Source organism: Streptomyces sp. SAS_270 (genome assembly GCF_052543295.1).
Map to the genome: position 1 here is coordinate 30,960 of NZ_JBMNDS010000026.1, position 25,738 is coordinate 56,697.

At 70.4% G+C, this 25,738-nt stretch carries 19 protein-coding genes; 9 read left to right on the top strand and 10 right to left on the bottom strand.

Annotated elements, in window-relative coordinates; all coding sequences use genetic code 11:
- Positions 1-11: 11 nt before the first annotated feature.
- Positions 12-935, bottom strand: coding sequence for an aldo/keto reductase (locus ACN6LB_RS19260; protein ID WP_445026995.1), 924 nt, complete (start codon positions 933-935; stop codon positions 12-14).
- Positions 936-1,053: 118 nt separating this feature from the next.
- Positions 1,054-2,331 carry an RNA-guided endonuclease InsQ/TnpB family protein gene (locus ACN6LB_RS19265; protein WP_445026996.1) on the bottom strand — a complete coding sequence of 426 codons (1,278 nt, stop codon included), beginning with the start codon at positions 2,329-2,331 and terminating at the stop codon, positions 1,054-1,056.
- 149 nt (positions 2,332-2,480) lie between these two features.
- Between ACN6LB_RS19265 and ACN6LB_RS19270 the strand changes: the two genes are divergently transcribed.
- From ACN6LB_RS19270 to ACN6LB_RS19280, 3 genes are all read left to right on the top strand, one after another.
- A complete protein-coding gene (locus ACN6LB_RS19270) occupies positions 2,481-3,029 on the top strand; it encodes a YciI family protein (RefSeq protein WP_445026997.1) in 549 nt (182 codons plus the stop codon).
- A gap of 334 nt (positions 3,030-3,363) precedes the next feature.
- Positions 3,364-4,404: a DUF6215 domain-containing protein gene (locus ACN6LB_RS19275; RefSeq protein WP_445026998.1), complete on the top strand. Its 1,041-nt coding sequence runs from the start codon at positions 3,364-3,366 to the stop codon at positions 4,402-4,404.
- Between the two features lie 161 nt (positions 4,405-4,565).
- A complete protein-coding gene (locus tag ACN6LB_RS19280) occupies positions 4,566-4,829 on the top strand; it encodes a hypothetical protein (RefSeq protein ID WP_445026999.1) in 264 nt (87 codons plus the stop codon).
- Positions 4,830-4,832: 3 nt separating this feature from the next.
- On the opposite strand, the gene ACN6LB_RS19285 is transcribed toward ACN6LB_RS19280, so the two are convergent.
- Entirely contained in the window at positions 4,833-5,996 is a 1,164-nt protein-coding gene (locus ACN6LB_RS19285) for an FAD-dependent monooxygenase (protein ID WP_445027000.1), read from the bottom strand.
- Positions 5,997-6,425: 429 nt separating this feature from the next.
- Between ACN6LB_RS19285 and ACN6LB_RS19290 the strand changes: the two genes are divergently transcribed.
- The 4 genes from ACN6LB_RS19290 to ACN6LB_RS19305 all read left to right on the top strand — a co-directional run bounded on the left by ACN6LB_RS19290 (position 6,426) and on the right by ACN6LB_RS19305 (position 13,908).
- Complete coding sequence (locus tag ACN6LB_RS19290; protein WP_445027001.1) at positions 6,426-7,235, top strand: alpha/beta hydrolase; 810 nt, start codon at positions 6,426-6,428, stop codon at positions 7,233-7,235.
- Complete coding sequence (locus tag ACN6LB_RS19295) at positions 7,232-8,053, top strand: SDR family NAD(P)-dependent oxidoreductase (protein WP_445027002.1); 822 nt, start codon at positions 7,232-7,234, stop codon at positions 8,051-8,053. Before ACN6LB_RS19290 ends, ACN6LB_RS19295 begins: the two co-directional genes overlap by 4 nt.
- Before the next feature lie 260 nt (positions 8,054-8,313).
- Positions 8,314-11,028, top strand: a complete 2,715-nt coding sequence (locus ACN6LB_RS19300; RefSeq protein ID WP_445027003.1) for an ATP-binding protein — start codon at positions 8,314-8,316, stop codon at positions 11,026-11,028.
- Positions 11,029-11,115: 87 nt separating this feature from the next.
- Positions 11,116-13,908 carry a LuxR C-terminal-related transcriptional regulator gene (locus ACN6LB_RS19305; protein ID WP_445027004.1) on the top strand — a complete coding sequence of 931 codons (2,793 nt, stop codon included), beginning with the start codon at positions 11,116-11,118 and terminating at the stop codon, positions 13,906-13,908.
- 71 nt (positions 13,909-13,979) lie between these two features.
- Here ACN6LB_RS19305 and ACN6LB_RS19310 read toward each other — a convergent pair whose 3' ends face one another.
- From ACN6LB_RS19310 to ACN6LB_RS19320, 3 genes are all read right to left on the bottom strand, one after another.
- Positions 13,980-14,639, bottom strand: coding sequence for a maleylpyruvate isomerase N-terminal domain-containing protein (locus tag ACN6LB_RS19310; protein ID WP_445027005.1), 660 nt, complete (start codon positions 14,637-14,639; stop codon positions 13,980-13,982).
- A 60-nt stretch (positions 14,640-14,699) separates the two neighbouring features.
- Positions 14,700-15,821, bottom strand: coding sequence for a hypothetical protein (locus tag ACN6LB_RS19315; RefSeq protein WP_445027006.1), 1,122 nt, complete (start codon positions 15,819-15,821; stop codon positions 14,700-14,702).
- A gap of 95 nt (positions 15,822-15,916) precedes the next feature.
- Positions 15,917-17,290 (bottom strand): phospholipase, encoded by a 1,374-nt coding sequence (locus ACN6LB_RS19320; RefSeq protein WP_445027007.1) that lies wholly within the window; start codon positions 17,288-17,290, stop codon positions 15,917-15,919.
- 264 nt (positions 17,291-17,554) lie between these two features.
- On the opposite strand from ACN6LB_RS19320, the gene ACN6LB_RS19325 reads away from it, so the two are divergent.
- Positions 17,555-18,247 (top strand): formylglycine-generating enzyme family protein, encoded by a 693-nt coding sequence (locus ACN6LB_RS19325; RefSeq protein WP_445027008.1) that lies wholly within the window; start codon positions 17,555-17,557, stop codon positions 18,245-18,247.
- A 95-nt stretch (positions 18,248-18,342) separates the two neighbouring features.
- On the opposite strand, the gene ligA is transcribed toward ACN6LB_RS19325, so the two are convergent.
- Positions 18,343-20,421 (bottom strand): NAD-dependent DNA ligase LigA, encoded by a 2,079-nt coding sequence (gene ligA / locus ACN6LB_RS19330; RefSeq protein ID WP_445027009.1) that lies wholly within the window; start codon positions 20,419-20,421, stop codon positions 18,343-18,345.
- A 119-nt stretch (positions 20,422-20,540) separates the two neighbouring features.
- On the opposite strand from ligA, the gene ACN6LB_RS19335 reads away from it, so the two are divergent.
- Positions 20,541-21,005, top strand: coding sequence for a hypothetical protein (locus ACN6LB_RS19335; protein ID WP_445027010.1), 465 nt, complete (start codon positions 20,541-20,543; stop codon positions 21,003-21,005).
- A 64-nt stretch (positions 21,006-21,069) separates the two neighbouring features.
- Here ACN6LB_RS19335 and ACN6LB_RS19340 read toward each other — a convergent pair whose 3' ends face one another.
- The 3 genes from ACN6LB_RS19340 to ACN6LB_RS19350 all read right to left on the bottom strand — a co-directional run bounded on the left by ACN6LB_RS19340 (position 21,070) and on the right by ACN6LB_RS19350 (position 25,592).
- Complete coding sequence (locus tag ACN6LB_RS19340) at positions 21,070-21,726, bottom strand: hypothetical protein (RefSeq protein ID WP_445027011.1); 657 nt, start codon at positions 21,724-21,726, stop codon at positions 21,070-21,072.
- 45 nt (positions 21,727-21,771) lie between these two features.
- On the bottom strand, positions 21,772-24,105 hold the full coding sequence (locus ACN6LB_RS19345) for a bifunctional serine/threonine-protein kinase/ABC transporter substrate-binding protein (protein WP_445027012.1): 2,334 nt from the start codon (positions 24,103-24,105) through the stop codon (positions 21,772-21,774).
- A gap of 164 nt (positions 24,106-24,269) precedes the next feature.
- Positions 24,270-25,592 (bottom strand): aldehyde dehydrogenase family protein, encoded by a 1,323-nt coding sequence (locus ACN6LB_RS19350; RefSeq protein ID WP_445027053.1) that lies wholly within the window; start codon positions 25,590-25,592, stop codon positions 24,270-24,272.
- Positions 25,593-25,738: the final 146 nt, after the last annotated feature.

Below are 25,738 nucleotides of genomic sequence, written 5' to 3' on the forward strand. Positions count from 1 at the left end.
CACCTCTGCTCTCACTTCCCCTGCCGGTGAAGGGCGTTGAGGCGGGCGACGTCCTCGTCGGCGAGGCGCAGCGCCCCCGCCGCCACGTTCTCCACGAGGTGGTCGGGATTGCCCGTGCCCGGAATCGCGAGCACATGAGGGCCCTGGTGCAGCGTCCAGGCCAGTCGCACCTGAGCGGGCGTAACGCCGTGGGCCCGGGCGATGTCGGACACCGCCTCGTCGTCCCGGTCGGCCGGGCCCCGCGCGCCGCCCTCACCCGCGATGGCGAAGAACGGCACAAACGCGATGTCCTGTTCTCCGCAGGTTCGCAGGACTGCGTCGCCGTCGGAATTCGTGGAGCCGAGGCCGTACTTGTTCTGCACGGAGACCACGGGAGCGATGGCCTGCGCCTCAGCAATGTGCTCAGGCCTGACGTCGGAGATGCCGAGGTGCCGGATCAGCCCGGCCTCACGCAACTCCGCCAGGGCTCCGAAGTGTTCGGCAATCGACTCCTGGCCCATACGGCGCAGGTATACGACGTCCAGGTGGTCGCGGCCGAGTTGGCGCAGGTTCTCCTCGACATGGCCGCGCAGGTCTTCGGGCCGCGCGGCTGTGCCCCACTCCCCCGAGTAGTCACGGAAGGGGCCGACCTTCGCGGCGATGACCAGGTCGTCCCGGTACGGCGCCAGCGCCCTGTTGATCAGCTCGTTCGCGGAGCGCAGCGACGAGAAGTAGAACGCGGCGGTGTCGATGTGGTTGACACCGAGTTCAACCGCACGTCGCAGCACGGTGATCGACCGCTCACGATCGCTGGGTGTACCGAGATGGAAGGCGGCACTGCCGGTCAGCCGCATCGCCCCGAATCCGATCCGGTTGACGTTCAGATCGCCGAGTTTCCAGGTGCCCGCGGCATCCGCGGTGATGGTCTCCGAGGTCATCGGGGGAGTTTCGCACATGTATGCCGGGGGGCTGTAGGCGCTCCGGACGACCTTCCAGCGCCCGTGGCTTCGGGTCGGCCAAGGGTTCGTCCGACCGCACCGCTGATCCGCGTCTTTCGAGGCGGGTGAGTCGGTACTACGCCTGGTGGTGAAGACTGTCGAGGTGACTCCTCCCCGGCGTGAACGCCGGGGCTTCTCGCTGTGCCGGTTGGGCGTCGCGACGGACCAGCCCGGCCCGTAACACGTTCAGGGCGCCCACGATGTCCGCGTGCGCGCTGTGGCCGCACGAGACGCAGTGGAACTTCTCCTGCGTGGGCCGGTTCTCCGCTGCGACGTGCCCGCATTGGGGGCAGGTCCGGGAGGTGTTGCGGGGGTCCACGGCGATCACTTCCCGTCCGGCGCTCTCAGCCTTGGCCTGCAGGATCGTCAGGAACACCCCCCAACCGGCATCCGAGATCGAACGGTTGAGTCCGGCCTTGGAGGCGGCCCCGTTGGGCAGGAAGCCGCCCGGCTGGTCGGGGTCCGGCTTCGGGGCGGGGGTCTTGACCATGTTGCGGATCTTGAGGTCTTCGTGCGCGATGACGTCGTGCGCACGGACCAGGCCGAGGGCGGTTTTGTGTGCGTGGTCGAGCCGCTGACGGCGGACCTTGCGGTGCAGGCCGGCGACCTTCTCGACGGCCCGCTGATGGTTCTTGGTGCGCTGGTCGCGGCGCACCCGGGGAAAGCGGGACAGTGCCCGCTGCGCGGCTTCGAGCTTGGCGGCGGCCTTCCGCCCGTGACGCGGGTTGGGCACGAACTCGCCGTGGGAGTCGGCGAGGAAGTGGGCGATGCCCAGGTCGATGCCGACCATGCTGCCGGTCGCCGGCAGCGGCTGCGGCTGTTGCTGATCAACGGTCAGCACGACGTACCAGCGCTTGCCCTCACGCTTGACGGACACGGTCTTGACCCTGCCGGCCACGGGCCGGTGCTGGTGGACCTTGACGTGCCCGACGCCCTGGAAACGGACACGGGTCACGGGGTCATGCGAGGTGGAGTCCCACCGGCAGCCGTCGCCGTCCTTGGGAAAGTCCACCGTGTCGAACCACATCGCACCCCGAAAGCGCGGATACCCCGGCTTGTCCCCGGATTTGACCCGGCGGAAGAACGCGGCAAACGCCTTGTCCAGACGGCGCAGCGTGGCCTGCTGGCTGGAGAACGACCAGCGGCCCTGACGTTCCACATCGAACGCCCGGATCTCCTTCAACTGCGCGGACTGCTGGCCGTATGTGACGCTCGTCTTCGAGGCGTGCCGGTAGGCGTCGCGGCGTTCCTGCAAGGCTCCGTTGTAGAGCGAGCAGTGATCGGCCAGCATCTCGCCGAACGCGGCCTGCTGGCGAACCGTGGGCCGCAGGAGGAACTTGTACGCACGGATCATCCGGCCCACCCCCTCCAGCTGAGTTCGCAGTGTGATCAACCTAGCGGAGGCCACTGACAACGCAGTGAACTCCGGCGCTGCGCGCCTGCGGGCCGAGGATCGCATTCCCGCCCGGCCTGAAGACCGGGATTCCCTGCGAAGATCAAGGGATGGAGTTCTTCTGCTACCACCGCGATCGGCCCGGCTCAATGGCACTGCGCAGCAAGCTGATTGAAGAGCACTGGTCCTACATGGACCGGTTCGAGAAGAAGTTGATCGCCCGCGGCCCGACCTTCGCCGCCGACGGGGACACGCCCACCGGCAGCGTGCACATCGTCGACCTGCCGGATGCCGCTGCCGCCCGCGCGTTCGCCTTCGACGAGCCCAACTACCAGGCCGGCGTGTACCGGGACGTGCTGCTGCGCCGGTGGCACAACACGCTGGGGCGCTCGATGTGGGACTTCCCCGGTGGCCGGAGCGACGGCAACCGATACCTGGTGCTCGGCCTCGGTTCGGGGCAGTCGGCCGACCTCGATCTGCCACCCGACTGTGACGACCTGGTCGCGTACGGGCCGCTGCAGTCCGATGACGGTACGACCTGGCTGGGCACGGCGGCGTTGGTCAGGGCGCCGGACCCGGACGCGGCCCGCACCGTCCTGACTCCGGACCGGTATGCCGACATCGAGGTCCATGACTGGGAGTTCGGCGGGCGGCGGTGATGAAGTGAACCGAGGCCATGGGCAGGGTTCACCGACGTCCGTTGCCCACGACTGACGGGGGCCTCGGGCCCTCCGCTGCCGAGCGTGTCGACGGTGGAGCTTGGGACGCCGTGGACGAAACGCCCGCCGGTAGGGCATAAAAACGATCAGCGCGGGCAGGACAACGAGGGCGCCGCAGGCGAGGACCCGGCCCCAGGCGCCCGCACCCGCGCTGCCGTCCAGCCGGCGATCTCGGGACCGTCGGCTCGGCGGCTTTTCCTTCACGGTCTACCCGCACCCGGAACTGTGGCTTCCATCACAGCGAAATATGGTCTTGACCTGGTGAGATCACCGGATGCTCGGTTTCCTCATCCGTCTCCTGCCCTTCTGGGTCCGCGAGCCCCTGCTCATCGTGATCGGATCCGTTCTCGGCGTACGCATCTCGTATCTCGCCGTTAGCGATCACGATCGGGTCGCGGCAGGTCTCGGCGTGGTGTTCCTCGTGTTCACCGCGATACGCGTCCACACCGTGGTGCGGGCTCTGCGCGCCCGCCGGAACCCGAGTCCCGCGGCCTCCGCAGACGAGGCGACGGTCGATGCTGCCGCCCCTGCCCAGGCCCAGGCCCAAGCCCAAGCCCAACTCCAGGCCCCAGCCCACGCCGGAGCTGGACCGCGCCCCCGCCCAGCCGCTCCGGAGAAGGAGCACAACGCCTGGGGCCAGGCCTTCGCAGCCGTGGCCGTGTTCGGGGCACTCGCGGCTTCGGTGTGGGTGGTCCCCCGCATGATGCCGTCCGACGACAGCACCCCGCAGCCCGCCTCGTGTTCGGACGGAGAACACGAGGCGCTGCCGAAGGTCTACAAGAAGACGCCCCGGCCAGTGACCGGTGAAGAGCTGTGCAAGGCGCTCAACCGGCCAGACCTGGCCAAGCTCCTCGGAACGCCCGCAGAGACCGCGACCACTGCTTCCGGCAACAACAACACCGCTCCCCTGACTGACGGGAAGGTCGCCCTGCCGGAGGCCGAGATCTCGTTCGACACATACACCGTGAATGTCTCGGCCACTTACAACGACCTGTCGATCGACCAGTACGTGAAGCTGATGAAGTACGGGAACGAGAGGGACGTCAAGATCCTCAAGGTTCTCGGTCGGCCCGCGGTCTACTCCTCGGATCACACCATGCAGATCGAGCTCAATCTCGGGAGCAGCGGGTCCGGCGGACCGGTCGAACAGGGCCCCCTGGCCAGGACGCTGTCCGTGGCCCTCGACCGCAAGGACCGGGGCGGCTACTACGAGATCACCGTATGGAGCAAGTCCGGAGCCCTCCCGGACGACACCGCCCTCCTCGACATCACTGAGAAGGTTCTCCCGACGATCCCCGAACGGCCCGCTCGATAGGACGCCGAGAACATTCGGCCACGCACTGCCGGGGGGGCTGCAGCGCCATCTTGACGTCGCTCCAGCGCGCTTCAACTCGCCCACCATTCCCGCACGTTGGCGGGAACGTAACGTGTGCTCGATCTGCTCGAGGTCCAATTCGATCAAGAGGAGGGCACATCATGCGTATGCGACGCGCACTGGTCGGCCTGGTCGTGGGGAGTGCGCTCACCCTCGGCGGGACAGCTGCCACGGCCCAGGCATCCGAACCCAACCGATCAATCAAGGCTTCGGCCCACGAGACGAACGCGGATCCGGCCGGCTGGCACTTCTACGGCGCCTACTGGAACAAGTCCAACTGTATTTCCGACGGCGATGCTTCCGGCGACACCTACCAGTGCGGCGCCGGTCCATTCGGCCAGTGGCTGCTGTACCTCTGGTACTGAGCCTCAGAGGCCGGCGTCGACCGCCCACGAGGCCGAGTGGGGACCGAACCTGTTCTCGGCCGCGTATGCCACCAGTCGGGCATTGCGCGCCTGCGCCTCGGGCCCGTCCGGAAGGTGGTAGTCGTGGCCCGCCCGCGCGGAACTCGCCTGCACACTCGTCGCAGCCGAGATCCGCCGGAGCGCGTACCGGTCGAGCGCGGCCGGCACCTCGGCCGGCTTCGTACCCGCGAGAGCGTCGCCGAGCACGGCCGCGTCCACGATCGCCTGCGCCGCACCCTGGGCCTGGAACGGCACCATCGCATGGGCACTGTCGCCCAGCAGGGTTATCCGCCCGATGTTCCACCGCGCGAGCGGTGAGCGCGTGTGGATGCCGTAGCGGAACACCTGCCCCGCACGGTCGAGGACGCTGAGGACCCGGGAGTCCCACCCGTCGAACTCGCGCAGCTGCTCCCCCGGCTCCGCCTGCGCGGTCCACGACTCCTGCGCCGCCTCCGCCCGGACCACGGCCACGACGTTGAGCAGCTCCCCGCGGCGCACCCAGTAGTGGACGAAGTGTCGGTCCGGGCCGAGCCAGAGTGCGTAGTCCGACAGGTCCAGATCGGTCACCTCGTCGGCCGGCAGCAGCGCCCGGTAGGCAGCGGTGTGCGAGAAGACCGCTTCGTCCGCGCCGAAGAGCCACTGCCGGGCCGCGGACCTCACTCCGTCCGCCGCCACGACCAGGTCCGCCCCGAGGCGCTCTCCACTCGCCGTCGTCACGTAGGCGCACTCGTCGTCCTGGTCGATCCCTACGACAGCGGTGTTCAGGTGCACCGAGTGGGGCAGCACCGCCGCGGCCAGGACCTGTTGCAGATCGGCTCGGTGGACTTGCAGGTAGGGCGCCCCGAACCCGTCCTCGGCCTCGCGCCCCAGTGTGTAGCGGACGATCTCGGCCCCGTCCGACCAGGTGCGGAAGCTCAGGTGGGAGGGGCGGGTGGACTGTGCGGCAACCATGTCGAGCAGGTCCAGTCGGCGTAGCACCCGCGTGGCGTTGGGCGCGAGTTGGATCCCTGCCCCGATCTCCGTGAACCGCGGCAGCTGCTCGACAAGCGTGACGTCGCAGCCCGCGCGGCGCAGGCTCAACGTCGCGGTCAGCCCCCCGATGCCCGCGCCCACGACGATCGCCTTCATGCCACGACCTCACTTCGAAGCGCTCGTGCGCCGACGCACGGGCAGCTGGCCTGGCCCGACACGAGGACGCCGGTCGACCCGGACGTCACCGACGTGTCGTCGACCTCGTGCAGTCCGTTCCCGATCACCGCCGCGTCAGCCACACCCTGCTCCCGCCTGAACCGCTGACTCGCCCGCGGGCATCCCCCTTCACCGCGATGATCGGCAACGGCTCAGGGGAGAAGCGAAGCCCCTCGGGGGCCAGTCTGGCAGAGACCGCTCCGCTGTCCTGAGGTGCGGCACGGGCAACCGCGGAGTACACCGGGGTCCTGGGGGCCGTTCGGCGTCCGGTCGTGAAGGACTGGGGTGTCACCACGGTTCGAGCGAGCCGGGAACAGGGTTGTGTCAGCCGTTGCCGGAACGGCATGTCGCCACGCAGGAGGCTGAGCCATGACCACACCGATCCCCGTCTACTTCATCCACGGGCTGTGGCTGCACAGTGCCTCATGGCAGCCGTGGATCGACCTGTTCCGCGAGCAGGGCTACGACCCGTCCGCCCCGGGCTGGCCGGGTGACCCCGACACGGTCGTGGAGGCCCGCGCGAACCCGGAGAGCATCGCCGACCACGGCATCGACGACGTCGTGGAGCACTACGCGAAACTGATCGCCCAACTGCCCGTGCCGCCCATCCTCATCGGCCACTCGTTCGGCGGCATGATCGCCCAGAAGCTGCTCGGCCAGGACCGCGCCGCCGCAGCCGTCGCGATCGACGCCGCGCAGATCAAGGGAGTCCTGCCGCTGCCGCTGTCGGCGCTCAAGGCCACGCTGCCGGTGTTCCGCAACCCCGCCAACAAGCGCCGTGCGGTGTCCCTGACCGCCGAGCAGTTCCGGTTCGCCTTCGGCAACGCGGTCTCCGAGGAGGAGTCGGCGGCGCTGTACGAACGCTGGACCATTCCCGCCCCCGGCAAGCCGCTTTACGAGGCGGCTTCCGCCAACTTCAACCCGCACTCGCCGGCGAAGGTCGCCACCGACAACTCCGGACGGGGCCCGCTGCTGCTGATCTCGGGCGGCAAGGACCACACCGTTCCCGAGACCGTCACCCGCGCCACCCTCAAGCAGTACCGACACTCCGACGCCGTCACCGACATCATCGGCTTCCCCGATCGTGGGCACTCCCTGACCATCGACAGCGGCTGGCGCGAGGTCGCCGAAACGGTCCTGACCTGGCTGGGCCGACAGAACCCGGAGGCCTCGCGATGACGTCGAGCATCCCCGGGCCCAGCGCCTTCGACCTCGCTCTGGCCGGGCAGAGCGCCGTGGTCACCGGGGCCGGGCGCGGAATCGGCCTGGCGGTCGTCGAGGCACTTCTCGGAGCCGGTGCCCACGTCGTCGCGGGTTCGAGACGACGTACCGATGCCCTAGACGCTCTGATCAAGGGCGGCGCCGAACTCACCGTCGTGGAGCTGGACCTGACCGATCCCGACGCTCCGGCCGCGCTGGTGGCAGAGGCGGTCGCCGGGTACGGCGGCGTCGACGTGCTGGTGAACAACGTCGGCGCGGTGCGCCCGCGCGTGGACGGCTTCCAGGCCGTGTCCGACGCGGACTGGGACTGGGCCTTCACGATCAACTTCATGGCCGCCGTGCGTGCCACCCGCGCCGCACTGCCCCATCTGATCGCAAGCGGCGACGGACGGATCGTCACCGTCTCCTCCGTCAACGCCCGTCTGCCCGATCCGCTGGTCCTCGACTACAGCGCCGCCAAAGCAGCGCTGACGAACTTCTGCAAGGCCCTGTCCAAGCAGGTCGGGCCGGAGGGCGTGCGCGTCAACACGGTGAGCCCCGGGCCGGTCGAGACCGCGCTGTGGAAGGGCGCCGGCGGTGTCGCCGACACCGTCGGGCAGTCGCTGGGCGTCGATCCGGGCGAGGTGGCCCGCAACGCTGCCGGGGCGGCGGCCACCGGCCGGTTCAGCACCCCGGGCGAGGTCGCCGACCTCGTGCTCTATCTGGCAAGTCGGCGCTCGGGGAACATCACCGGCGCGGACTTCATGATCGACGGTGGCATGATCGACGCCCTCTGAGGGACGCCCTCTGACGGACACCTTCTGTTACCGGGTCCCGGACGCCGGGCGGCCACCTCACGATCGAACTCGCCCTGCGACTGGGGCAGTTCGTGCCGGTGACGCCCGGCGGGTGGCACGTCGTCGACGGCGGCCCCGGCTGCGCTGAGGTGCAGCGGCAGTTCATCGCATCCCGGTTTCCCTCTCAGATCGTCGGCCGCGGCGCAGTACCCTGACCTTCCAGACAGACCGAGTCCGGGGACCCGGCTGATGGGGGGAACGTGGAGCTCATCGGTCGGAACGATCAGCTGGATCTGTTGCGCCGACTGCTCGACGATCCGCGGGGCCACGCAAGCGCGGTGCTGATCCACGGGGCGCCCGGCATCGGGAAGACGGCGTTGCTCGCCGAGACCGCCGCTCTCGCCGAGAGGCTCGGCTACCGGGTCCTGCGCACCAGCGGTGTCGAGGCCGAGAGCGACGTCCCCTATGCCGGTCTGCAGCTCGTCCTGCGCCCGTTGTCCGCGGGAGCCGCCGAGCTCGCCGCGCCGCACCGGCAGGCTCTGGACACCGCCCTCGGGCACGCCGAGGCCGGTGTCCCCGACGTCTTCCTGGTCGGTCTGGCGGTACTCAACCTCCTGGCCGACGCTGCCGCGGTCGCCCCGGTGCTCGTCCTGGTCGACGACGCTCAGTGGCTCGACGACGCCACCGCCAGCGTCCTCACCTTCGTGGCGCGCAGAGTCGGCACGGAGCCGGTGATCATGGTGGGAGCCGCACGCGACGGCTACCGATCGCGTCTGAACTCCGATGAACTCAGCTCCGTGGTCCTGGGCCCGCTCACGGACGGCCAGGCCACGGAGCTCCTGGCGGACCGAGCGCCGGATCTGCGCCCGACCGCGCATCGCCGCCTGCTGGCCGAGGCGGCCGGCAACCCCCTGGCTCTGACCGAACTCTCCCGCACTCTCGGCACGTCAGTCGATCCGCATCTCTCCCAACTGCCCCTCACCGAGCGGCTTGAGCGTGCCTTCACCGACCGCCTGGAGACCCTGCCCGAAACCACCCGCAGTCTGCTGCGCATCGCGGCCATCGACGACAGCCCGTCGCTTCCCGAGATCTACCGCGCGACCCGGCGGTTCACCGGCGCGGCGGCCACAGCCGCGGATCTCGACCCGGCCGTGCACGCCCGGCTCGTCCAAGTCGTCGGCACCGAACTGCGTTTCGGGCATCCGCTGATGCGGTCGGCGATCCAGCAGACCATGCCCACCGGCGTCCGCCGCGCCGCACACGCCGCGCTCGCGGCCGTACTGGACGAAGACCCGGACCGGCAGGTGCGTCACCGGGCCGCCGCAGCCGACGCCCCCGAGGAATCGGTCGCCGCCGCGCTGGAGGACGCCGCTCGCCGAGCCGTTCGTCGGGGCGGCATCGCGGCGGCCGTCGCGGCCCTCGAACAAGCAGCCGCGCTCAGCGAGGACTCCGGCCACCGAGCGGAACGGCTGTTGCGTGCGGCCGACTTCGCCGTCGAACTCGGCCGGCCCGAGACCGTGACCCGGCTGCTGGACCAGGCGCTCACCGAGTCGCTGTCACGGCGGCAGCACGCCACGGTCGTCTGGCTTCGCGGTCGCTTCGACGAGGGACTGCACAGCCACTCGTCCGGTGCCATCTCCCTGACGGCACTCGCCGAGGAGATGGCCTCGCAGGACCGTGCGCTGGCGCTGCGAATCCTGTGGAGCGCCGCACAGTTGTGCTTCTGGTCCGAACCGGGGGCGGAGGGACGCAGCAGGGTCCTGGAGGCCGTGGAGCGGATGGAGCTGGACGAGCTCGATCCGTGGCGCCTGGCCATCTGTGCCTACGCCGCGCCCGTCGATCGCGGCGCCTTCGTCCTGGACCGTGCCCGGCACGTCACGCTGAAGGAGGGCGACGACGGCCGCGCCTACCGCATGCTCAGCACCGCCTCGCTGCTCGTCGGCGGCTTCGACCTGGCCCGGGCGTTCTCCGCGGCCGGCGGCGAACCTCTGCGTGCCCAGGGGCGCCTGGGTCTGTTGGCCCGTACGGTCGGCGCGGACGCGTGGAGCGCCCTCGTGGTCGGCGATCTCGGTGCGGCGATCGCCACGGCCGAGGAGTCACGAAGGCTGGCGCGCGAGACCGACCAGACGATGATGTACGCGTTGATGACCGCCACGGCCGCCAAGCTCGCCGCGTTGCGCGGTGAGGTGGATTCCGCCCTGCGGCTGGCCGAGGAGGCGGAGGAGATCGGGCTTCCGGCCGGGGCGCGTCCGGTGCTGGCCACCGCGTCGATGGCACGAGGTCTGGCCGCATTGGGGGCAGGGCGGTTCGAGGAGGCTTTCGGTCATTTCCGCCGGCTGCACGATCCGGCGGATCCCGCCTTCCAGGTGGCCCTGCGGCTGACCGCCGTGGGCGACCTCGTCGACGCGGCGACGCACTGCGGGCGGCTGGGAGCCGTACGCCCGATCGTGACGGAGCTGGAAGAGGTCGCCACGGTGACCCCCGCGCCGGCGCTCCACGCCGACCTGCGTCTGGTCCGGGCCCTACTGGCCGCCGATGAGGACGCCGACCCGCTCTTCGCGGCCGCGTTGGGCGCCGACCTGAGCGCCTGGCCGCTGATCAGGGCCCGTACCCACCTGGCCTACGGCGAATGGCTCCGACGTCGACGGCGCAGTGTCGAGTCCCGCGACCACCTCCGGGCGGCCCGTGACATGTTCGATGCGCTCGGCGCGATCCCCTGGGGGGACAAGGCCCGCCGGGAACTGCGGGCTGCGGGTGAGACCAGCCGCCGTCGGGCCCCGGACGCCCGGGACCAGCTGACCGCCCATGAGTTGCAGATCGTCCAGCTCGCCGCCGAGGGACTGACCAACCGTGAGATCGGCCAGCGGCTCTACCTGTCGCACCGCACGGTCAGCTCGCATCTCCACCGGATCTTCCCCAAGCTGGGCGTGGTCTCGCGCGCCGAACTGCGGACGGTGGTCAGCGCACTGTGCTGACCACCGTCACATGACGCTCGCTGCCGACCGCGCAGCGCTCCTAGCCTTCCCCTGCACGGGTCTCGACGAGTTGCGGGGAGCGGTCCCATGGTGTGGAACGGCGTCCAGCAGGCATCCGCGAGGCCCCTGACCATGATCGGTCGTCACACCGAACGGGAAGCCATAGGACGGCTCCTCGACACGGTGCGCGACGGTCTGAGCGGAGCCCTGGTCCTGACCGGCGAACCCGGAATCGGCAAGACCCGGCTGCTGGACCACGCCGCGGCCCAGGCCGCAGAACTGAGGGTGGTCCGGCTGACCGCGGTCGAGCAGGAGACCGGTCTTGGCTTCGGCGCGCTGCACCGGCTGCTGCGGCCGTTCCTGAACCGGGTGGCCCGGCTGCCCGAGCCGCAGCAGGCCGCACTGAACGCGGCCCTGGGCCTGGTGAAAGGGCTGCCCGCGGACCGCTACCTGGTCGGCCTGGCGACACTGACGCTACTGTCCGAGGTCGCCGCCGATCAGCCATTGCTCTTCCTCGTGGACGACGCGCAGTGGCTGGACCGGGAGTCGGCCGAGGCGCTCGCGTTCGCCGCCCGCCGGCTGCATGCCGACTCCCTGGGCCTGATCTTCGCCGTCCGCGAAGTGCTCGGCGGGGCGGGCCTGTTCGACGCGCTCAGTGCGCACGCCGTGACCGGTCTGCCGGAGTCGGAGGCCAGGATTCTGCTCTCCTTCGGCACCCGGCGGGTGGACCCGGCCGTGGCCGACCGGATCGTCGCCGGCACCGGCGGCAATCCGCTCGCGCTGCTGGAACTGGCTGATGCCCTTACCGCCGAGCAGCTCTCCGGTATCGCCCCGTTGCCCGAGCCACTGCCGGTGGGCCGTCTGCTGGAAGGCCATTTCCAGCGCCTGGTCCAAGCCCTGCCATCGGAGACCGAGATCCTGTTGCTGCTGCTCGCGGCGGCTCCCTCGGGAGACATGGGGACGATGTGGCGGGCCGCCGGGAGGTTGGGCCTGTCGGCTCGCGCCGTCGAGCCCGCGGTCGCCGCGGGCATCGTCGGCCGGGGCGTGCCGACGGCCTTCCGTCATCCGCTGATCCGCTCCGCGGTGTACGCCGGAGCCGAACCCGGTGAGCGGCGGCGGATGCACGCGGCACTGGCCGCCGCCTGCGACGCCGTGCGGGACGCCGACCGCCGTGCCTGGCACCGGGCCGAGGCCGCCTCCGAGGGCGTGGACGACCAGGTCGCCGACGACCTGGAGGCCGCTTCCGAGCGAGCCCGCTCCCGCGGCGGCTACTCCCAGCAGGCGCTGTTCCTGTCCCGTGCCGCCGACTTCACCGGTGCCCCGGGCAAACGGGCCGAACGCCTGCTCGACGCGGCGCAGGCCCATCTGATGTCGGGCGACGCGTCGGCGGCACAGACCGCTCTGGACCTCGCCGACGCCGACATGCGTGGCCCGGTCATGCGCACGCGCGAACTGCGGATACGGGCGACCGCGCAGATGTTCAAGATTGTCGTCGCCGACGTTCCCGCGATGCTGATGGATGCCGCGAACAGGCTCGGTCCACAGGACCCACGGCTTACCTGGGAACTGCTCTGCGAAGCACTGCACGCCGCACTGGTCGCCCACGGCTGTACGCAGGGCACGTCGTTGACCGAGGTCGCGGCGACCGTCGCCGCGGCCGGGCGCCACTCGGACGCCGCCGCGTACGGCCGTGACCTGCTGATGGAGGGGTTGGCCCGGCGCGTGGCCGAGGGCTACGAGCACGGCGCGCCCGTACTGCGTACTGCCCTTGACCGGCTGCGGAACGGTGGCGAGATCGGGGACGCGAACAGTCCTTTCGCGGTGATGCTGTCCATGGCCTGCGACGATCTGTGGGACATCCGGGCCGCACGCGAACTCACCGATCGCATCGCGGCGGCGGACCGTGACGCCGGCGCGCTGTACTCGCTGAGCATGACGCTGCTCGTCCAGGCACGCTGCGAACTCTGGGACGGCCGGTTCACGGAGGCGGAGGTCCGCTACGCCGAGTTCGACGACATCGCGGCCGACACCGGCTTTCCCGGGGGCGGAGACATCAACCGGCTCCACCTCTTCGCCCTGACCGGCAGGGAGGCGGAGTTGCGGGCGGCGGTGCGCCGGACCGCGGGGATGAAGGGCATCGGCCATGGCCTGCTCCAGCTACTGGCACAGCACGCTCTGACCCTGTTCGAGCTGGGCCAGGGCCGCTACCGGCAGGCGATAAAGCACGCGCGGGCGGTCTTCGAGGACGACCCCTTGGCCTGCGGCAACCTCGTTCTCCCGCTGCTCGTGGAGGCCGCTGTGCGCACCGGCGACCGAGCCGGCGCCGACGAGGCCCTGGCCCGGCTGGAGGAACGCGGCCCCCGCGCCGGTACACCCTGGGCCCTGGGCACCCTGGCCCTCGGCCGGGCGCTGGTCGCCGACGGCGACGAAGCCGAGAAGTTCTACCAGGAGGCGGTCGAACTGCTGGGCCAGGTTCCGATGGCCCTGGAGCAGGCCCGGTCCCGGCTGCTGTTCGGCGAGTGGCTGCGCCGCCGCAAGCGGCGTTCCGAGGCCAGGACGCAGCTGCGCGCCGCGTACGAGAGCTTCGACGCCTTCGGTGCGGTGCCGTACGCCGAGCGGGCCCGGCTCGAGCTGCTGGCCACCGGCGAGACGGCCCGCAGGCGGTCGGAGGAGACCAGGTTCGACCTCACGCCGCGCGAACGGCAGGTGGCCTCCATGGCAGCCTCGGGGCTGACCAACGCCGAGATCGCGACGCGGCTGTTCATCACCACCTCAACCGTCGAGTTCCATATGAACAAGGTGTTCCGCAAGCTCGGTATCACTTCCCGCAGGCAGATACCGCACGCAATCGGCGAACCGGGCACGGCGACCGAACGCTGACCGCGCAAGCTCCCGTCGCACCAGCGTGCGCCATATGCCCTGCGCGAAGCCGAAAGAGCTCACTGACCACCTCAGCCGAGGACGAGTGGCAGCCTCTCGGCCCACTCACCTCGAGCGAGTTCGCTGTTCTCCGCGTCGGTCGGAACCCGGCGACCGGTGCCGATCAGCAGCGCGTCCTTGTCGGAGAACGACGTGGGGAACGCGGCGCCGGCGATCTTCTCCAGCATCGCGCGCGCTGCGACCAGGCCCTCGGCGGGCGGCTCGGCCGCGTCGGGAAGGTGAGCGATCAGGTCGAGATGGTGCAGCGTCCACTCCATGACGTACGCGGAGAGGTAGTCGCCCGCGGTGAGTACCTGATCGCGGGTGCTCACCCGGGCGCCCGGATCCGCGAGTTCAGCGGCGCGTCCGGCGGCCGACCCCACGTCGTCGAGGTGGAACTTGAGCAGCGCCGGGTCACCGTAGGCGGCGGCCAGCCGGACGGTCAGCGCGTCGAGCGGGTCGTCGCCGGTGGGGGTGTCGACGATGTCCCAGTAGGTCACCGCGTCCCTGGTCGGTTCCGTGTCCGCGGGGGTCACGAGGGTGATCAGGACGTCCTGCGCGTCGATGACGAGGTGGCACACCAGGTCCCGCACCAGCCAACCGGTGCAGCCGGACGGCCGCTCGAAGTCCTGGTCCGTGAGTGCGGCGACCGTGGTGCGCAGCGCCGTCCAAGAGTGCGAGAAGAGATCCACTGCGGCAAGCTAACAGCGCTTGGCCCCGGCCGCGACCGATTAACGCCTGGATCGGTCGGTTCACTCGGGGTCGTCCCATGGCCCCTCGTCGGCGTTCGCGGCATACGGATGGACGTGTCGCTCCTCGCTGAAGGGAGTGAACCAGTTCTCGACTCCCATGGGGGCGATGCCCAACTGCGCGAGGGCCGGGTCGTTGTCGATGCCTTCGGCGGCGGCCTCGTACAGCCACGCATGGTCCATGTCGTCGTACACCTCGTCGGCGAACACCTCCCAGGCCGTGCGGAGCTCATCGGTCAACAGCCCGTAGGTATCGGCCGTCACCTCCGCGTCGGTGAGAAGGAGACGCAGCAGGACCTCTTCGGCCACGCAGTTCAACCGGCCGAAGTGCGGCTGGGTGAGGCGCCCGGTCAGCGCTACGGCTGTGACGATCAGGCGTCGGACGAAGAGCACCGTGTAGTGGAGGGCGAACTGCGGGGGCAGGTCCTCCAGGACCATGAACGCCCCGTCGCTCTCGGCGAGAGTCGGTCCGTCCTCCTCCAGGCCGGCCAGATCCCCGAACAGTTCGTCCACCAGGAGATCGATCGCGTAGACGAGGGCGCCGGCTGCGACCTCCGCCGTCTGCCTGTCGACGACGCGCTTCTCCTCGTCGTCCGAGTAGCCGAAGGACTCCAGGGGGAAGGCTTCCAGGCGCGCCGCGAGGGATCTCAACCGGCGTCGCATGTCCTCGACTTCGCCGTCATCGAGGCCGCTCGCCCCAGAGGACGCCTTGGCGTCCGCGTGACGTCGTGCGCGCTCCGCCGGATCAGCCGGTGGCGCGTCCGGGCCGTCGGCCGCGTCGAGGCTCTCCTGCAGGAGATCGGGGTGCAGTTCCACCTCGCACCGGGTGATCTCCCAGTCGTCGAGCAGTTCGGTTCGCTCCAGGAGCACCGCGATGACCTCACGAGCGGCGTCCTCGGCGAACTCCAGTGCCGGAGCGTCGACGAAGAGCTTCAGCAGAGCACCGCCGGGATGGACGGCGACCACATCGTCCAGCAGGTCGACTTCCATCCCGTCGGGCCCCTCGATGCCTTCGATCGAATCAAGGCCCCTGCGCAGGAGAAGGACCACGCCTTCCCGTTGAAGCGCGTCGAGTTCCGGGGCATCAACGGGAAGGCCCACTTCCACGGTCACCGCATAAGTCACACGCCTATCGTGCCTGACCGGAGGCACCTCACGGGCGTCCTCACGCCCTCACTTCCCCGGCGCTTTCCGAACTCTTGCCAAGCCCTGCCCCCGGTCTACGGATAGGTGTAGGTGTTCAAGGTGTTGACGGCCGCTGCCGGGTCACCGAGGTCGTAGCGGTCCACCGCGAGGAAGTTCGGCTTCTTGCGGGCGGCCGGCTGGCAGAACCGGCGGGCCCGGTCGGCGAGTTTGGAGTTGTCCGTCGTGGCGGTGGAGCTGATCGTCACGTCGCGGAAGTGGTTCATGACGAACAGCGGGCGGAAGGCGGGTTCGGTGCGGGTGAGCGGGAGGGTGGTGTTGGCGTCGTACCAGCGGCTGTAGCAGGCCCAGTCGGAGGAGCCGAGGCCCGAACCCATGGACCAGTAGTTCTCCACCGTCCACTCGCGTTGGTACATCACGCCGAAGCTGTCCCGGGTGAGGCCGGCGGACTCGTCGGAGGAACGACTGTGATCCGTGAAGAGGAGCAGGCGGTGGTCGGCCGCGATCAGGTCGGCCAGCTTGGGCCAGCCGTTCTGCCGTACACCCGTCTTGTCGGGGCGGTAGAGCACGTCGGACAGACCGCTGACTCGGGCGAGCTCCGCGCGCAGGACGCCGGGATCGACGTAGTCCTCCAGGAAGACGGTGACGAACTGGTCCGGGTGCTGCTTGAGGAAGTCCACCATGCGCTGGAGGTCCACCCACAGTGCGACCGGCTTGCTGACCAGGGTGCAGCTGTTGTGGCAGAGGATGGCGCCGTCCGGCGTCTGGTGGATGTCCAGCATGAATCCTCGTACGCCGTCGGCCAGTTGCTGGTTGACGCCGCGTGTCTGGTTCGGCACCAGGTTCACGAAGGGCGGGGCGAAGCCGCCGTCGACTCCGTTCGCGTAGGCGTTGTGAGCGGTGAGGAACGTGACCTGGTCCAGGGTGCGTTGGTCCGGGGCGGGCATGGCGTTGGTCGCGGGGGTGACGGGGGTGAGGTACCAGGAGGCCAGGTTGCCGGCCGACCCGATGGCGAGTGGGGCGGGGTAGTTCGAGCCGGACGGTTTGGCTCCCACCGTCAAGTAGCGGTCCGTGCCGGGGGCCTTGAGCGTGTACTGGTCGGGAGCGGTCGGCGCCAGCTCCCAGGCCGCGTCGCCTCCGGAGCAGGCCACGGTTCTGGCCTGGTCACCGGAGCGGCCGAGGCAACTGCCCGCCGTGTCGGTGCTCTCCAGGACGTACGAGGACCCACTGGCGCGCAGCGTCCACTGCTGGTGGTCCTCGTTGCCCTTGGGGCTGTGCTGTTCCACCGCTCCCCCGTTGTCCGCGGCGTTGAGACCGGTGGTCGCGCTCTGCACGTAGTAGGCGCCGGCCGGTGGGCTGTCGGCGGACCGCGCCGGGGCCGGGGCGATGAGCACGCCGGCCAGGGCCGCACCCGCGGCGGTGGCGACGAGCAAGGGGCGAGAGGTCGGCATCTGGATCACGAGGTCCTTCCGTGGGGCGCCGGTGAACGGCGGGACGAACGGGCGAACACAGGATGGCGCGTCATGATGGCATGGCCCTGACATCAAGGGAACGGGGGTCACCAGGAGAGATTGCCGTTTCGGCGTGCGGGCCCAGCGGGAGGCCGTGGAACTGCCGATCGGTGCACCCGGACCGCACGAGACCACTGTGAACCGCCTGACCCGGCGGCCGGTTCCAGGGCCTCGGGACCGTTGCTCCCGTACGATCTCATCCTCATGGACGTGAACACGGACAGCATGATGATCAGCGTCCCGGCGGGACAGGCGACCCTCTCGGACCGGCGAACCCAGCGCAGTTGGTCGACCGAGCTGGCGGCTTACCACCTCGCGGCGTACCCGGTCACCCAGTCGCAGTACATGCAGGTCACCGGCGAGCGCCCGAGCGGTGTGCAGGGCGATCTGCTGCCCGTCGAGGGCGCTTCCTGGTGGGACGCGGTCCGGTTCTGCAACGCCCTGTCCGCACAAGAGGGGTTGACCCCCGTCTACCAGTCCCGTGACGGCTTCGAGGGCCGTGCAGGCGACGAACGCATCGAGTGGGACGCGTCCGCCGACGGCTACCGGCTGCCGACCGAGGCCGAATGGGAACACGCCTGCCGCGCAGGCACGACCGAGGCCCGATACGGGAAGCTCGACGACATCGCCTGGCATCGCGGCAACTCGGACGAACGGCTGCACACCGTGGGCGGCAAACTGCCCAACACATGGGGGCTGCACGACATGCTCGGCAACGTGTGGGAGTGGTGCTGGGACGTCTACGACGCCGAGGTGTACGGCAGTTACCGGGTGCTGCGCGGCGGCGGATGGTTCGACGAGCACTGGAGCTGCCGGGCGTCGGTGCGGCGCCGGAGCCATCCGACCCTCCGGATCGACGACGTGGGATTCCGCGTCGCCCGCAACATGGCGCCCTGAACACCGCCGCCGCTTGACGCCATCACCGAAGCGGCACACTCACGTGCAAGCCGATGAGTGGGCAAGCAACACCCGGAAGTGGCGTTCAGGCGGGGTCACTCGAGGTGGTCGGTGACGAGGGTGGCGAACTCGTCGGGGGTGGCCAGTCGGATGCCGAGGGTTTCGGCCTTGGCACGCTTCGATCCGGCTCCCTCTCCGGCGACCACGAGGCTGGTCTTCTTCGAGACACTGGAGGAGGAGCGCCCGCCTGCTCGCTCGATGAGCTCGTTCATCTGGTTGCGGCTGAGCTTTTCCAGAGGGCCCGTCATCGCGCCGGTGACCACGACCGTCATCCCGGCGAGCGGCCCGCCCTCCCCCTTTTCGTCTTCGGCACTGTCGCTGTCCTCGGCGGCGGGTGGCGTGGCTCCCGGCTCGGTCATGTTCACCCCGGCCGCGGCGAGCTTGTCGATGAGGGGGGCGAGCTCGGCGAGCTCGGCGACGATGGACGGGGCCTTCTCGGTGCCGATGCCCTCGACCTGTTGGATGGCCCCGGCGTCGGCGGCACGGAGGTGCTCCATCGTGGCGAAGTGGCGGGCGATGCGGCGCGACATCGACCGGCCCGTGCCGCGGACGCCGAGCGCGCACAGCACGCGGGACAGGGGCTGGCCCTTGGCCGCGGCGATGGCGGCGAGCAGGTTGTCGGTGCTGGTCTCCCCCATCCGCTCCAGCCCGAGCAGTTGCTCGCGGGTGAGGGTGAACAGATCGGCGAGGTCGGCGACCAGTCCCGCCTCGACGAGTTGGACGACACGCGTGCCGCCGAGGCCTTCGATGTCGAGCTGGTCTCGGCCGGCGGCGTAGGCGAGGGAGGCGACCAGGTGGCAGTTGCGGCCGTTGACGCAGCGCCAGCGCTGTTCGCTGGTGTCGATGCCCGACCCGCAGCGCGGGCACACCTCGGGGAAGACGATGGGCTGTTCGTCGCCGGTGCGCAGGTGGGCGACCGGGGCCTCGATACGGGGGATGACGTCGCCTGCCCGGTGGACCATCACATGGTCGCCCAGGCGCAGATCGCGGCGGGTGATGTCGCCCGGGTTGTGCAGCGTGGCGTACGTGATGGTGGACCCGTCGATCTGGACCGGCTCGAGGACCGCGCGTGGGGCGATGATCCCGGTTCGGCCGACATTCCACTCCACCGCCAGCAGCCGGGTGATCTTCTCCACGGCGGGCAGCTTGTAGGCGATCGCCCAGCGCGGCGCCCGGGACCCGGATCCGGCCGCCTGCTGGTCGGCGGCGAGGTCGGCCTTGATGACGATGCCGTCGATGCCGAAGGGCAGCTCCGCCCGCAGCGCGGCGATCTCCTCCATCCTGGCCAGCACCCCCTCCGCCGTATCGGCGACCACGCCCGGGACGGCGGTCGACGCGGTGGTGTGCACCCCGTACTTGGCGGCCTGGGCCATCAAGTCACTGTGCGGGAGTCCTCCCAGCCGCGCCGCGAGTACCGCGTCCGTGTCCGGCAGGGGCAGCAGGCCGTAGCCGAAGAAGGTCATCTCCACCGTGTAGGCGCGTTCTCTCGCCCTCAGTGTGCCCGCGGCCGCGTTGCGCGGGTTGGCGAACGGCTGTCCGCCGTGTGCGGTGCGCACCTCGTTGGCGTTCTCGAACTGGGCGGCCGTCATGAGGACTTCGCCCCGCACCTCTACGGTGACCGGTTCGGCCAGCGTCTCGGGCAGGCCCTCGATGGTGCCGATCGCGTGCGACACGTCCTCGCCTGCTGTCCCGTCGCCGCGGGTGATCAGCCGGGTGAGGCGGCCACGGCTGTAGCGGGCGGCGATCGCCAGTCCGTCGAGCTTGGGCTCCACGCTGAACGCGGTGACGTCATGGCCGACGCGCCGGGCCAGGGACACCGTCCATGCGGTGAACTCCTCAGGAGAGAACACGTTGTCCAGGCTGAGCATCGCCACCGTGTGCGGGACATCGCCCTCGATCGCGCCGCCGGCCACCTTCCCCGTCGGCGAATCGGGCAGTATCTGATCGGGGTGGTCGGCCTCCCACCCGGCGATCCCGCGCACCAGCCGGTCGTAGGCGTCGTCGTCCATCGGCGAGGTGCCGCTCGCGTAGTAGGCCGCTGCCGCGTTCACGGCATCCTGAACGGCCTGCGCGTAGGCGGCGGCATCCACGATCACTGCTGCGTGTGTCGTCATGACAGACATCCTGCCTCCCACCACTGACAACGCCCTGGCGGGAAGGATCTCGGCGGGTCGGCCCCCACTGATCTCCGGCTGCCGAAGACAGCCGGCACAGCGCGTGCGAACCTGACGGCATGGATACGTTCGCGGGCCGGTTCGACGGCGCATGGGAGTGGTGGTCCGCCGCCGTCGAGGAAGCCCAGGAAGGGCGCTGGGTCCGAAACGCCCTGGAACGGCAGGTGTTGGCGGACATTACGGCCGCCACCAACGCCCTGCACGGTGGAAGAACTGCCCCGTTGACCGAGGACTCGTGGCACGTGCGCATCGGCCGGATCGCCAACTGGGCCGGGGTGCTGCGGCTGGCGGCACGGGCAGGCGGGTGGGAGCTGCGGCCCGTCGCCGGACGCAGCCCCGCGCACCCTGCGGGCATGGCCGAGTTACTGTCCGGCATCTACGCGGTCGGTGAGCAGGGCGAGCGGTGGATGAAGCAGTTTCTGAGCGGCGGTGGGACGCCGCCGGAGGGTGAGATCGCCAGGGCCGAGGGCTTCCTCGTCGGGCCCGGGTCCGTCGAGGATCTCCAGCTCTTCTTCTACGACTAGCTTTCGGGGGCCGTTCGCCGCCTGCCTACAGCTGTCGGCATCATCGCGGGAGGCCCGGCGCGCCCTACGCCCGGACCGTGCCGTCCCAGCGCCATGTCGTCAGGCGTGGGTGTCCGGGCAGTTCAGCGCGTCCGGTGGCCCAGAGCAGGGTGGGCCAGGGGTCCGTGGATTCGGGGGCGTTCGGGAACAGCCGGGCGAGCACGCGCGCGCACAGATCCGCGGGTGGACTCCAGGCGAGGCCGAGCCCTTGGCACAGGTCGTATGTGTGCACCAGGGTCTCCACGATTCCCATCGCGGCGAAGCCCTCGGGATCGGAGATGCCGAAGCCGTGGTGGGCGCGGACCTGCGGCGGCGTCGTACGCACCATGGCGATCAGCAGCCCGCCGCTCGCCTCCAGCACCTGCAACAGGCCGGCGGGGCCGGACCCACGGTCCGCGTGAATGACGTTCGCCGGGCCACCGGGCCGCCGGCTCTCCCACACGAAGGGCACCTCGCCGTCCAAGGGTGGCGCCTTGGGGCCCAGTTGTGCGGCGTAGGCGAACAGGTCGTCACTGAGGTGCTCGACGGTCTCCCAGCAGTACCATTCCAGCGAACCGGCCTTGGCGTCCCACGCGGCCGGCGGCGCCTTGCGAAGCACTGCCACAGCGAGCTGTACGGCGCGGTCGAGGTCGTCTGCGGTGACGGCGGACGGGGAAGGGCCGGTCTCGGCTGTTCGAGGCATGGCAGGACCGTACCGTGCCCGCAAGCAGCCACGCCTTTCCTTTGATCACGGCTGCCCGACCGGCTCTGCCGAGGTGACCTCGATGGTGGTGGTCCGGCCCGCGGGATCGATCCGGAGGATCGGGATGGTCTTGTCGAGGGGGCCGCCGTCGCGGCCGATGGTGATCCAGCCGCTCGCGCCGGGCGCGTCCCGCTTCCTGCGCAGCTCGGTCAGTGTCCGGTAGACGTCCGTTGCCGTCGGGTTGGGCACCACCGGAGCCTTCCGGACGGCCCGGGCGGCGGTCAGCAGGGCGTCGTACATCATGATCGCCCGCCCGTCCTCCAGGCTGCTGTGCGCGAACGCGGCGACGAAGGTGCCGTCGCGGAACGGGGCGACGGCACCTTCGTCGAACGCGCGGGGCGCCACGTCCCAGGCGCCGGGGTGGGCGAGACCGGTGTAGATGAGGTCGATGCCGCTCGCGCCCAGGGTCGCGGCCAACTGGCGGGAGCCGAAGCCCTCGGTGTGCGTGACCATCATGGCGTCGTCGCCGGAGAACACGGTCAGCCGGCCGCCGTGGCACGGGCGGTCGGCGAGCGCGGTCAGGAAGGGTGGCAGCGAGGTGCCGCGGCCCGCGAAGTAGATGACGTCCGGGCGCGCTCTGCACACCTCACGGAGCCGGACGCGGAAGTCGTCGGTCAGACCGGAGCGCGAGGAGTCGAACAGGATCGGTTCCGGGTCGACGAGCCGACCGGCCGGCACGCGGCTGCGGAACTGCGTGGCCAGGGTGCTGGTGTACTGGTCGCCCGTGGCGGCGTCCTGGACGATGAGGATCCGGGCGCGGTCGCGGGTGCCTGTCGACAGGAACCGTACGGCGGCGGCCGCCTGGTCGGCGTTGGCGGGCGCGACCCGGACAAGGCCCGGCGTGCCCGCCCAGGAGTCCGCGGTGAGCACCGACGCGAAGGCGGGCAGGCCGCCGGCCGTCAGCTCTCCGACCATGTCCTGGCTGGAGGCGGTGCTGCCGCCCAGGCCGACCGCTGCCACGATGCGCTGGGCGCGCCGGTGGCCGAGTACCTGCCCGACCGTGTACTCCCGCTGCTCGGCGGTGCCGCCGGTCTGGGCGAACAGCACCCTGATGCGGGCGCCGCTGCCGTCCCCGGACTCCTGGTTCGCGCTGCGCTGGGCGAGGTAGGCGCCCTCCAGATCGTGCTCGACGGACTCCATCAGGGCGGTGCCGTCGTACTCCGCTGTGATCGGCGTCAGGTACACGACGGACACGAACGGCCGTCCGCCCGGCTTGGCGGCGGCTGCCATCACGCGACGGTTCTCCGCGGCGATGCGCTTCAGCGCGGGCGTCAGGGGCCTGCTCGAGGTCCGCAGGAGTCCCGCCGGCGGGGCTGCGTCATCCAGCAGCCCGACGCAGCTGCGCATCCGGCCGTCCCCGATGCCGCGCAGGCCGGCGGCGCAGGGCGTGCCGCCGGAGGACGACCGTGATGCGTCGCCAGGGAGCAGCAGGGCCGCGAGCACGGCCAAAGCGACCGTGAAGGTTCGCCCCGCTCGGAGGCGCGGTGTCGGACGCTGCGTCTCGGTGTCGCTCCTGCCCTCTTCGACCCGGGCCGCCAGGTGCAGCACTTCGTCCACGCCGGGTCGTCGGCCGGGGTCCTTGGCCAGACAGCGGGCCACCAGTGCGCGCAACGGACCGGGTACTCCGGCCAGGTCCGGTTCCTTGTGCACCACGGCGAAGGCGACCGCGATCGGCTCCAGTCCCGCCGACTCGGGGTCCTCGAAGGGACTGCGGCCAAGGGCCGCGAAGGCCAGTACGCAGCCCAGCGCGAACACGTCCGTGGCCGGGGCGATGCGCTGCGGCCCGTTGAGCTGCTCGGGTGCCATGAAGGCGGGGGTGCCCACCATGGAGCCGCTGCGTGTCAACGCCCGGCTCTGCGCGACGGATCGGGCGATGCCGAAGTCGATCACCCGCACACCGTCGTCGGCGAGCAGGACGTTGGCCGGCTTCAAGTCCCGGTGCACGATGCCCTGTCGGTGGATGTCGCGGAGCGCCTCCGCCAGCTGGCCCGCCAGTCGGGCGATATCGGTGACGGGCAGCGGGCCACCGGACTGGACGCGCGCGGCCAGCGATTCTCCGAGTACGTACTGTGTGGCAAGCCAGGGCGGGTCGCCGTCCGGGTCTGCGTCCACCACTGAGGCCGTGAAGGCGCCGCTCACCTTGCGCGCCGCCGCCACCTCGTACCGGAACCGGGCTCGGAAGTGCGGGTCGTCGGCGTACTCGGGGCGGATCACCTTTACCGCCACCTGCCGCCCGGCGGCACTCCGCGCCAGGTACACCAGTCCCATGCCACCGGCGCCGAGCCGCCGTTCCACGGTGAACTCGCCGATCCGCCGCACCACGACAAGGTATCCAGGTATTCAGGTCACCAGGTCGTGCCGTCGCGGCTGCCGCACGTTCGGGTGAACCGGGGTCGGGCCCGGCCCATTTCGGCTACGGATCGGCCAAGGTGCCATGGCCTCCCCCCGGTCTCAGGAGGAGGCCATGGCACGTCAGTGGATCGTCACGCCAGCGGCTTGGCCAGGATCGCCTTGCGGTGGCTGAACGTCTCGATGGAGTAGCGGCCGTGGTAGTTGCCCATGCCGCTCTCGCCGACGCCGCCGAACGGCAGGTCGGAGACGGTGAGATGGGCGAGCGGCAGGCCGAAGCCGAGGCCGCCGGAGGAGGTCTCGGCCGCCAGGCGCCGACGGGTGGTGTCCGAGTCGGTGAAGACGTAGAAAGCCAGGGGCTTGTCGCGGTCGTTGATGAACTCGATGGCTTCGTCGAGGCCGGAGACGGTGACGATGGGGAGGACGGGGCCGAAGATCTCCTCCCGCATGACGGGCGCCTTGGGGTCGACGTCGGCCAGCACGGTCGGCGCGATGTACTTGGCGGCCCGGTCGCTGTCGCCGCCGGTGACGACGCGCCCGGAGTCGAGCAGGCCCACGAGACGGTCGAAGTGCCGCTCGTTGACGATGCGCCCGTACTCGGCGGACGTCTGCGGCTCGGACCCGTAGAGCGCCTCGACGGCCTTGGCGAACAGGGGCTCCAGGGCGCGGGCGGTCGCCGGGTCGGTGAGGACGTAGTCGGGGGCGACGCAGGTCTGTCCGGCGTTGAGGAACTTGCCGCGGACGAGGCGGTCGGCGACCACGCTCAGGTCGGCGTCGCCGTCGACGAACGCCGGGGACTTGCCGCCCAGTTCGAGGGTGACCGGGGTGAGGTGCTCGGCGGCGGCGCGCATCACGATGCGGCCGACCGCGCCGTTACCGGTGTAGAAGATGTGGTCGAACCGCTCCGCCAGCAGGGCGGTGGTCTCGGGGATGCCGCCCTCGACGACGGCGACCGCGTCGGTGTCGAGGTACTGGGGCAGCATCCGGGCCAGGGCGGTGGAGGTGGCGGGGGCCATCTCGCTGGGCTTGACGACGACCGCGTTGCCCGCTGCCAGGGCGCCGAGCAGCGGGGTGAGCAGCAGCTGCGCCGGATAGTTCCACGGCGCGATGACGAGGACGACGCCGAGCGGGTCGTACTGCGTCCAGGCTGTCGCGTCGGCGCCGAGGTGCGTCGGAACCGGGGCGGACTCGGGATGCAGCCAGCCCTCGAGGTGCTCCAGGGTGTGGTCGATCTCCCGGACGGTGAAGTCGATCTCCGTGCGGAAGGCCTCGGTGGAGCTCTTGCCCAGGTCGGCGTGGAGGGCGGCGGCGAGGTCGGCGCCGTCCGTGGTGAGCATCTCCCGCAGGCGGCGCAGCTGAGCCGTGCGCCATTCGACGGGCTTGGTGCGGCCGGAGCGGAAGGTGGCGCGCAGTCGGGCGACGGTGTCGGCGGGCTGCTCGGGGGTGTGCTGGTTCACGGTGCCTCGCTGCTGGATCGCGGACCTGGTGATCCGCTTGCGGTCGTCGGGAGCCGGAGCTCGTCTCGTCACAGGGAGCCGTAGCTCGATGTAAATGCCAACCTTTCATCCGCCGGGATAAATTCCGGCTACACGAACATTACTTT

Bases quoted from the DNA above. Each gene is read 5' to 3' on its own strand.
- ACN6LB_RS19340 (WP_445027011.1), bottom strand. From the start codon at position 21,726: ATGCCTCGAACAGCCGAGACCGGCCCTTCCCCGTCCGCCGTCACCGCA.
- ACN6LB_RS19320 (WP_445027007.1), bottom strand. From the start codon at position 17,290: ATGCCGACCTCTCGCCCCTTGCTCGTCGCCACCGCCGCGGGTGCGGCC.
- ACN6LB_RS19285 (WP_445027000.1), bottom strand. From the start codon at position 5,996: ATGAAGGCGATCGTCGTGGGCGCGGGCATCGGGGGGCTGACCGCGACG.
- ACN6LB_RS19275 (WP_445026998.1), top strand. From the start codon at position 3,364: ATGCTCGGTTTCCTCATCCGTCTCCTGCCCTTCTGGGTCCGCGAGCCC.
- ligA (WP_445027009.1), bottom strand. From the start codon at position 20,421: ATGACGACACACGCAGCAGTGATCGTGGATGCCGCCGCCTACGCGCAG.
- ACN6LB_RS19335 (WP_445027010.1), top strand. From the start codon at position 20,541: ATGGATACGTTCGCGGGCCGGTTCGACGGCGCATGGGAGTGGTGGTCC.
- ACN6LB_RS19270 (WP_445026997.1), top strand. From the start codon at position 2,481: ATGGAGTTCTTCTGCTACCACCGCGATCGGCCCGGCTCAATGGCACTG.
- ACN6LB_RS19305 (WP_445027004.1), top strand. From the start codon at position 11,116: ATGGTGTGGAACGGCGTCCAGCAGGCATCCGCGAGGCCCCTGACCATG.
- ACN6LB_RS19295 (WP_445027002.1), top strand. From the start codon at position 7,232: ATGACGTCGAGCATCCCCGGGCCCAGCGCCTTCGACCTCGCTCTGGCC.
- ACN6LB_RS19325 (WP_445027008.1), top strand. From the start codon at position 17,555: ATGGACGTGAACACGGACAGCATGATGATCAGCGTCCCGGCGGGACAG.
- ACN6LB_RS19260 (WP_445026995.1), bottom strand. From the start codon at position 935: ATGTGCGAAACTCCCCCGATGACCTCGGAGACCATCACCGCGGATGCC.
- ACN6LB_RS19280 (WP_445026999.1), top strand. From the start codon at position 4,566: ATGCGTATGCGACGCGCACTGGTCGGCCTGGTCGTGGGGAGTGCGCTC.
- ACN6LB_RS19290 (WP_445027001.1), top strand. From the start codon at position 6,426: ATGACCACACCGATCCCCGTCTACTTCATCCACGGGCTGTGGCTGCAC.
- ACN6LB_RS19265 (WP_445026996.1), bottom strand. From the start codon at position 2,331: ATGATCCGTGCGTACAAGTTCCTCCTGCGGCCCACGGTTCGCCAGCAG.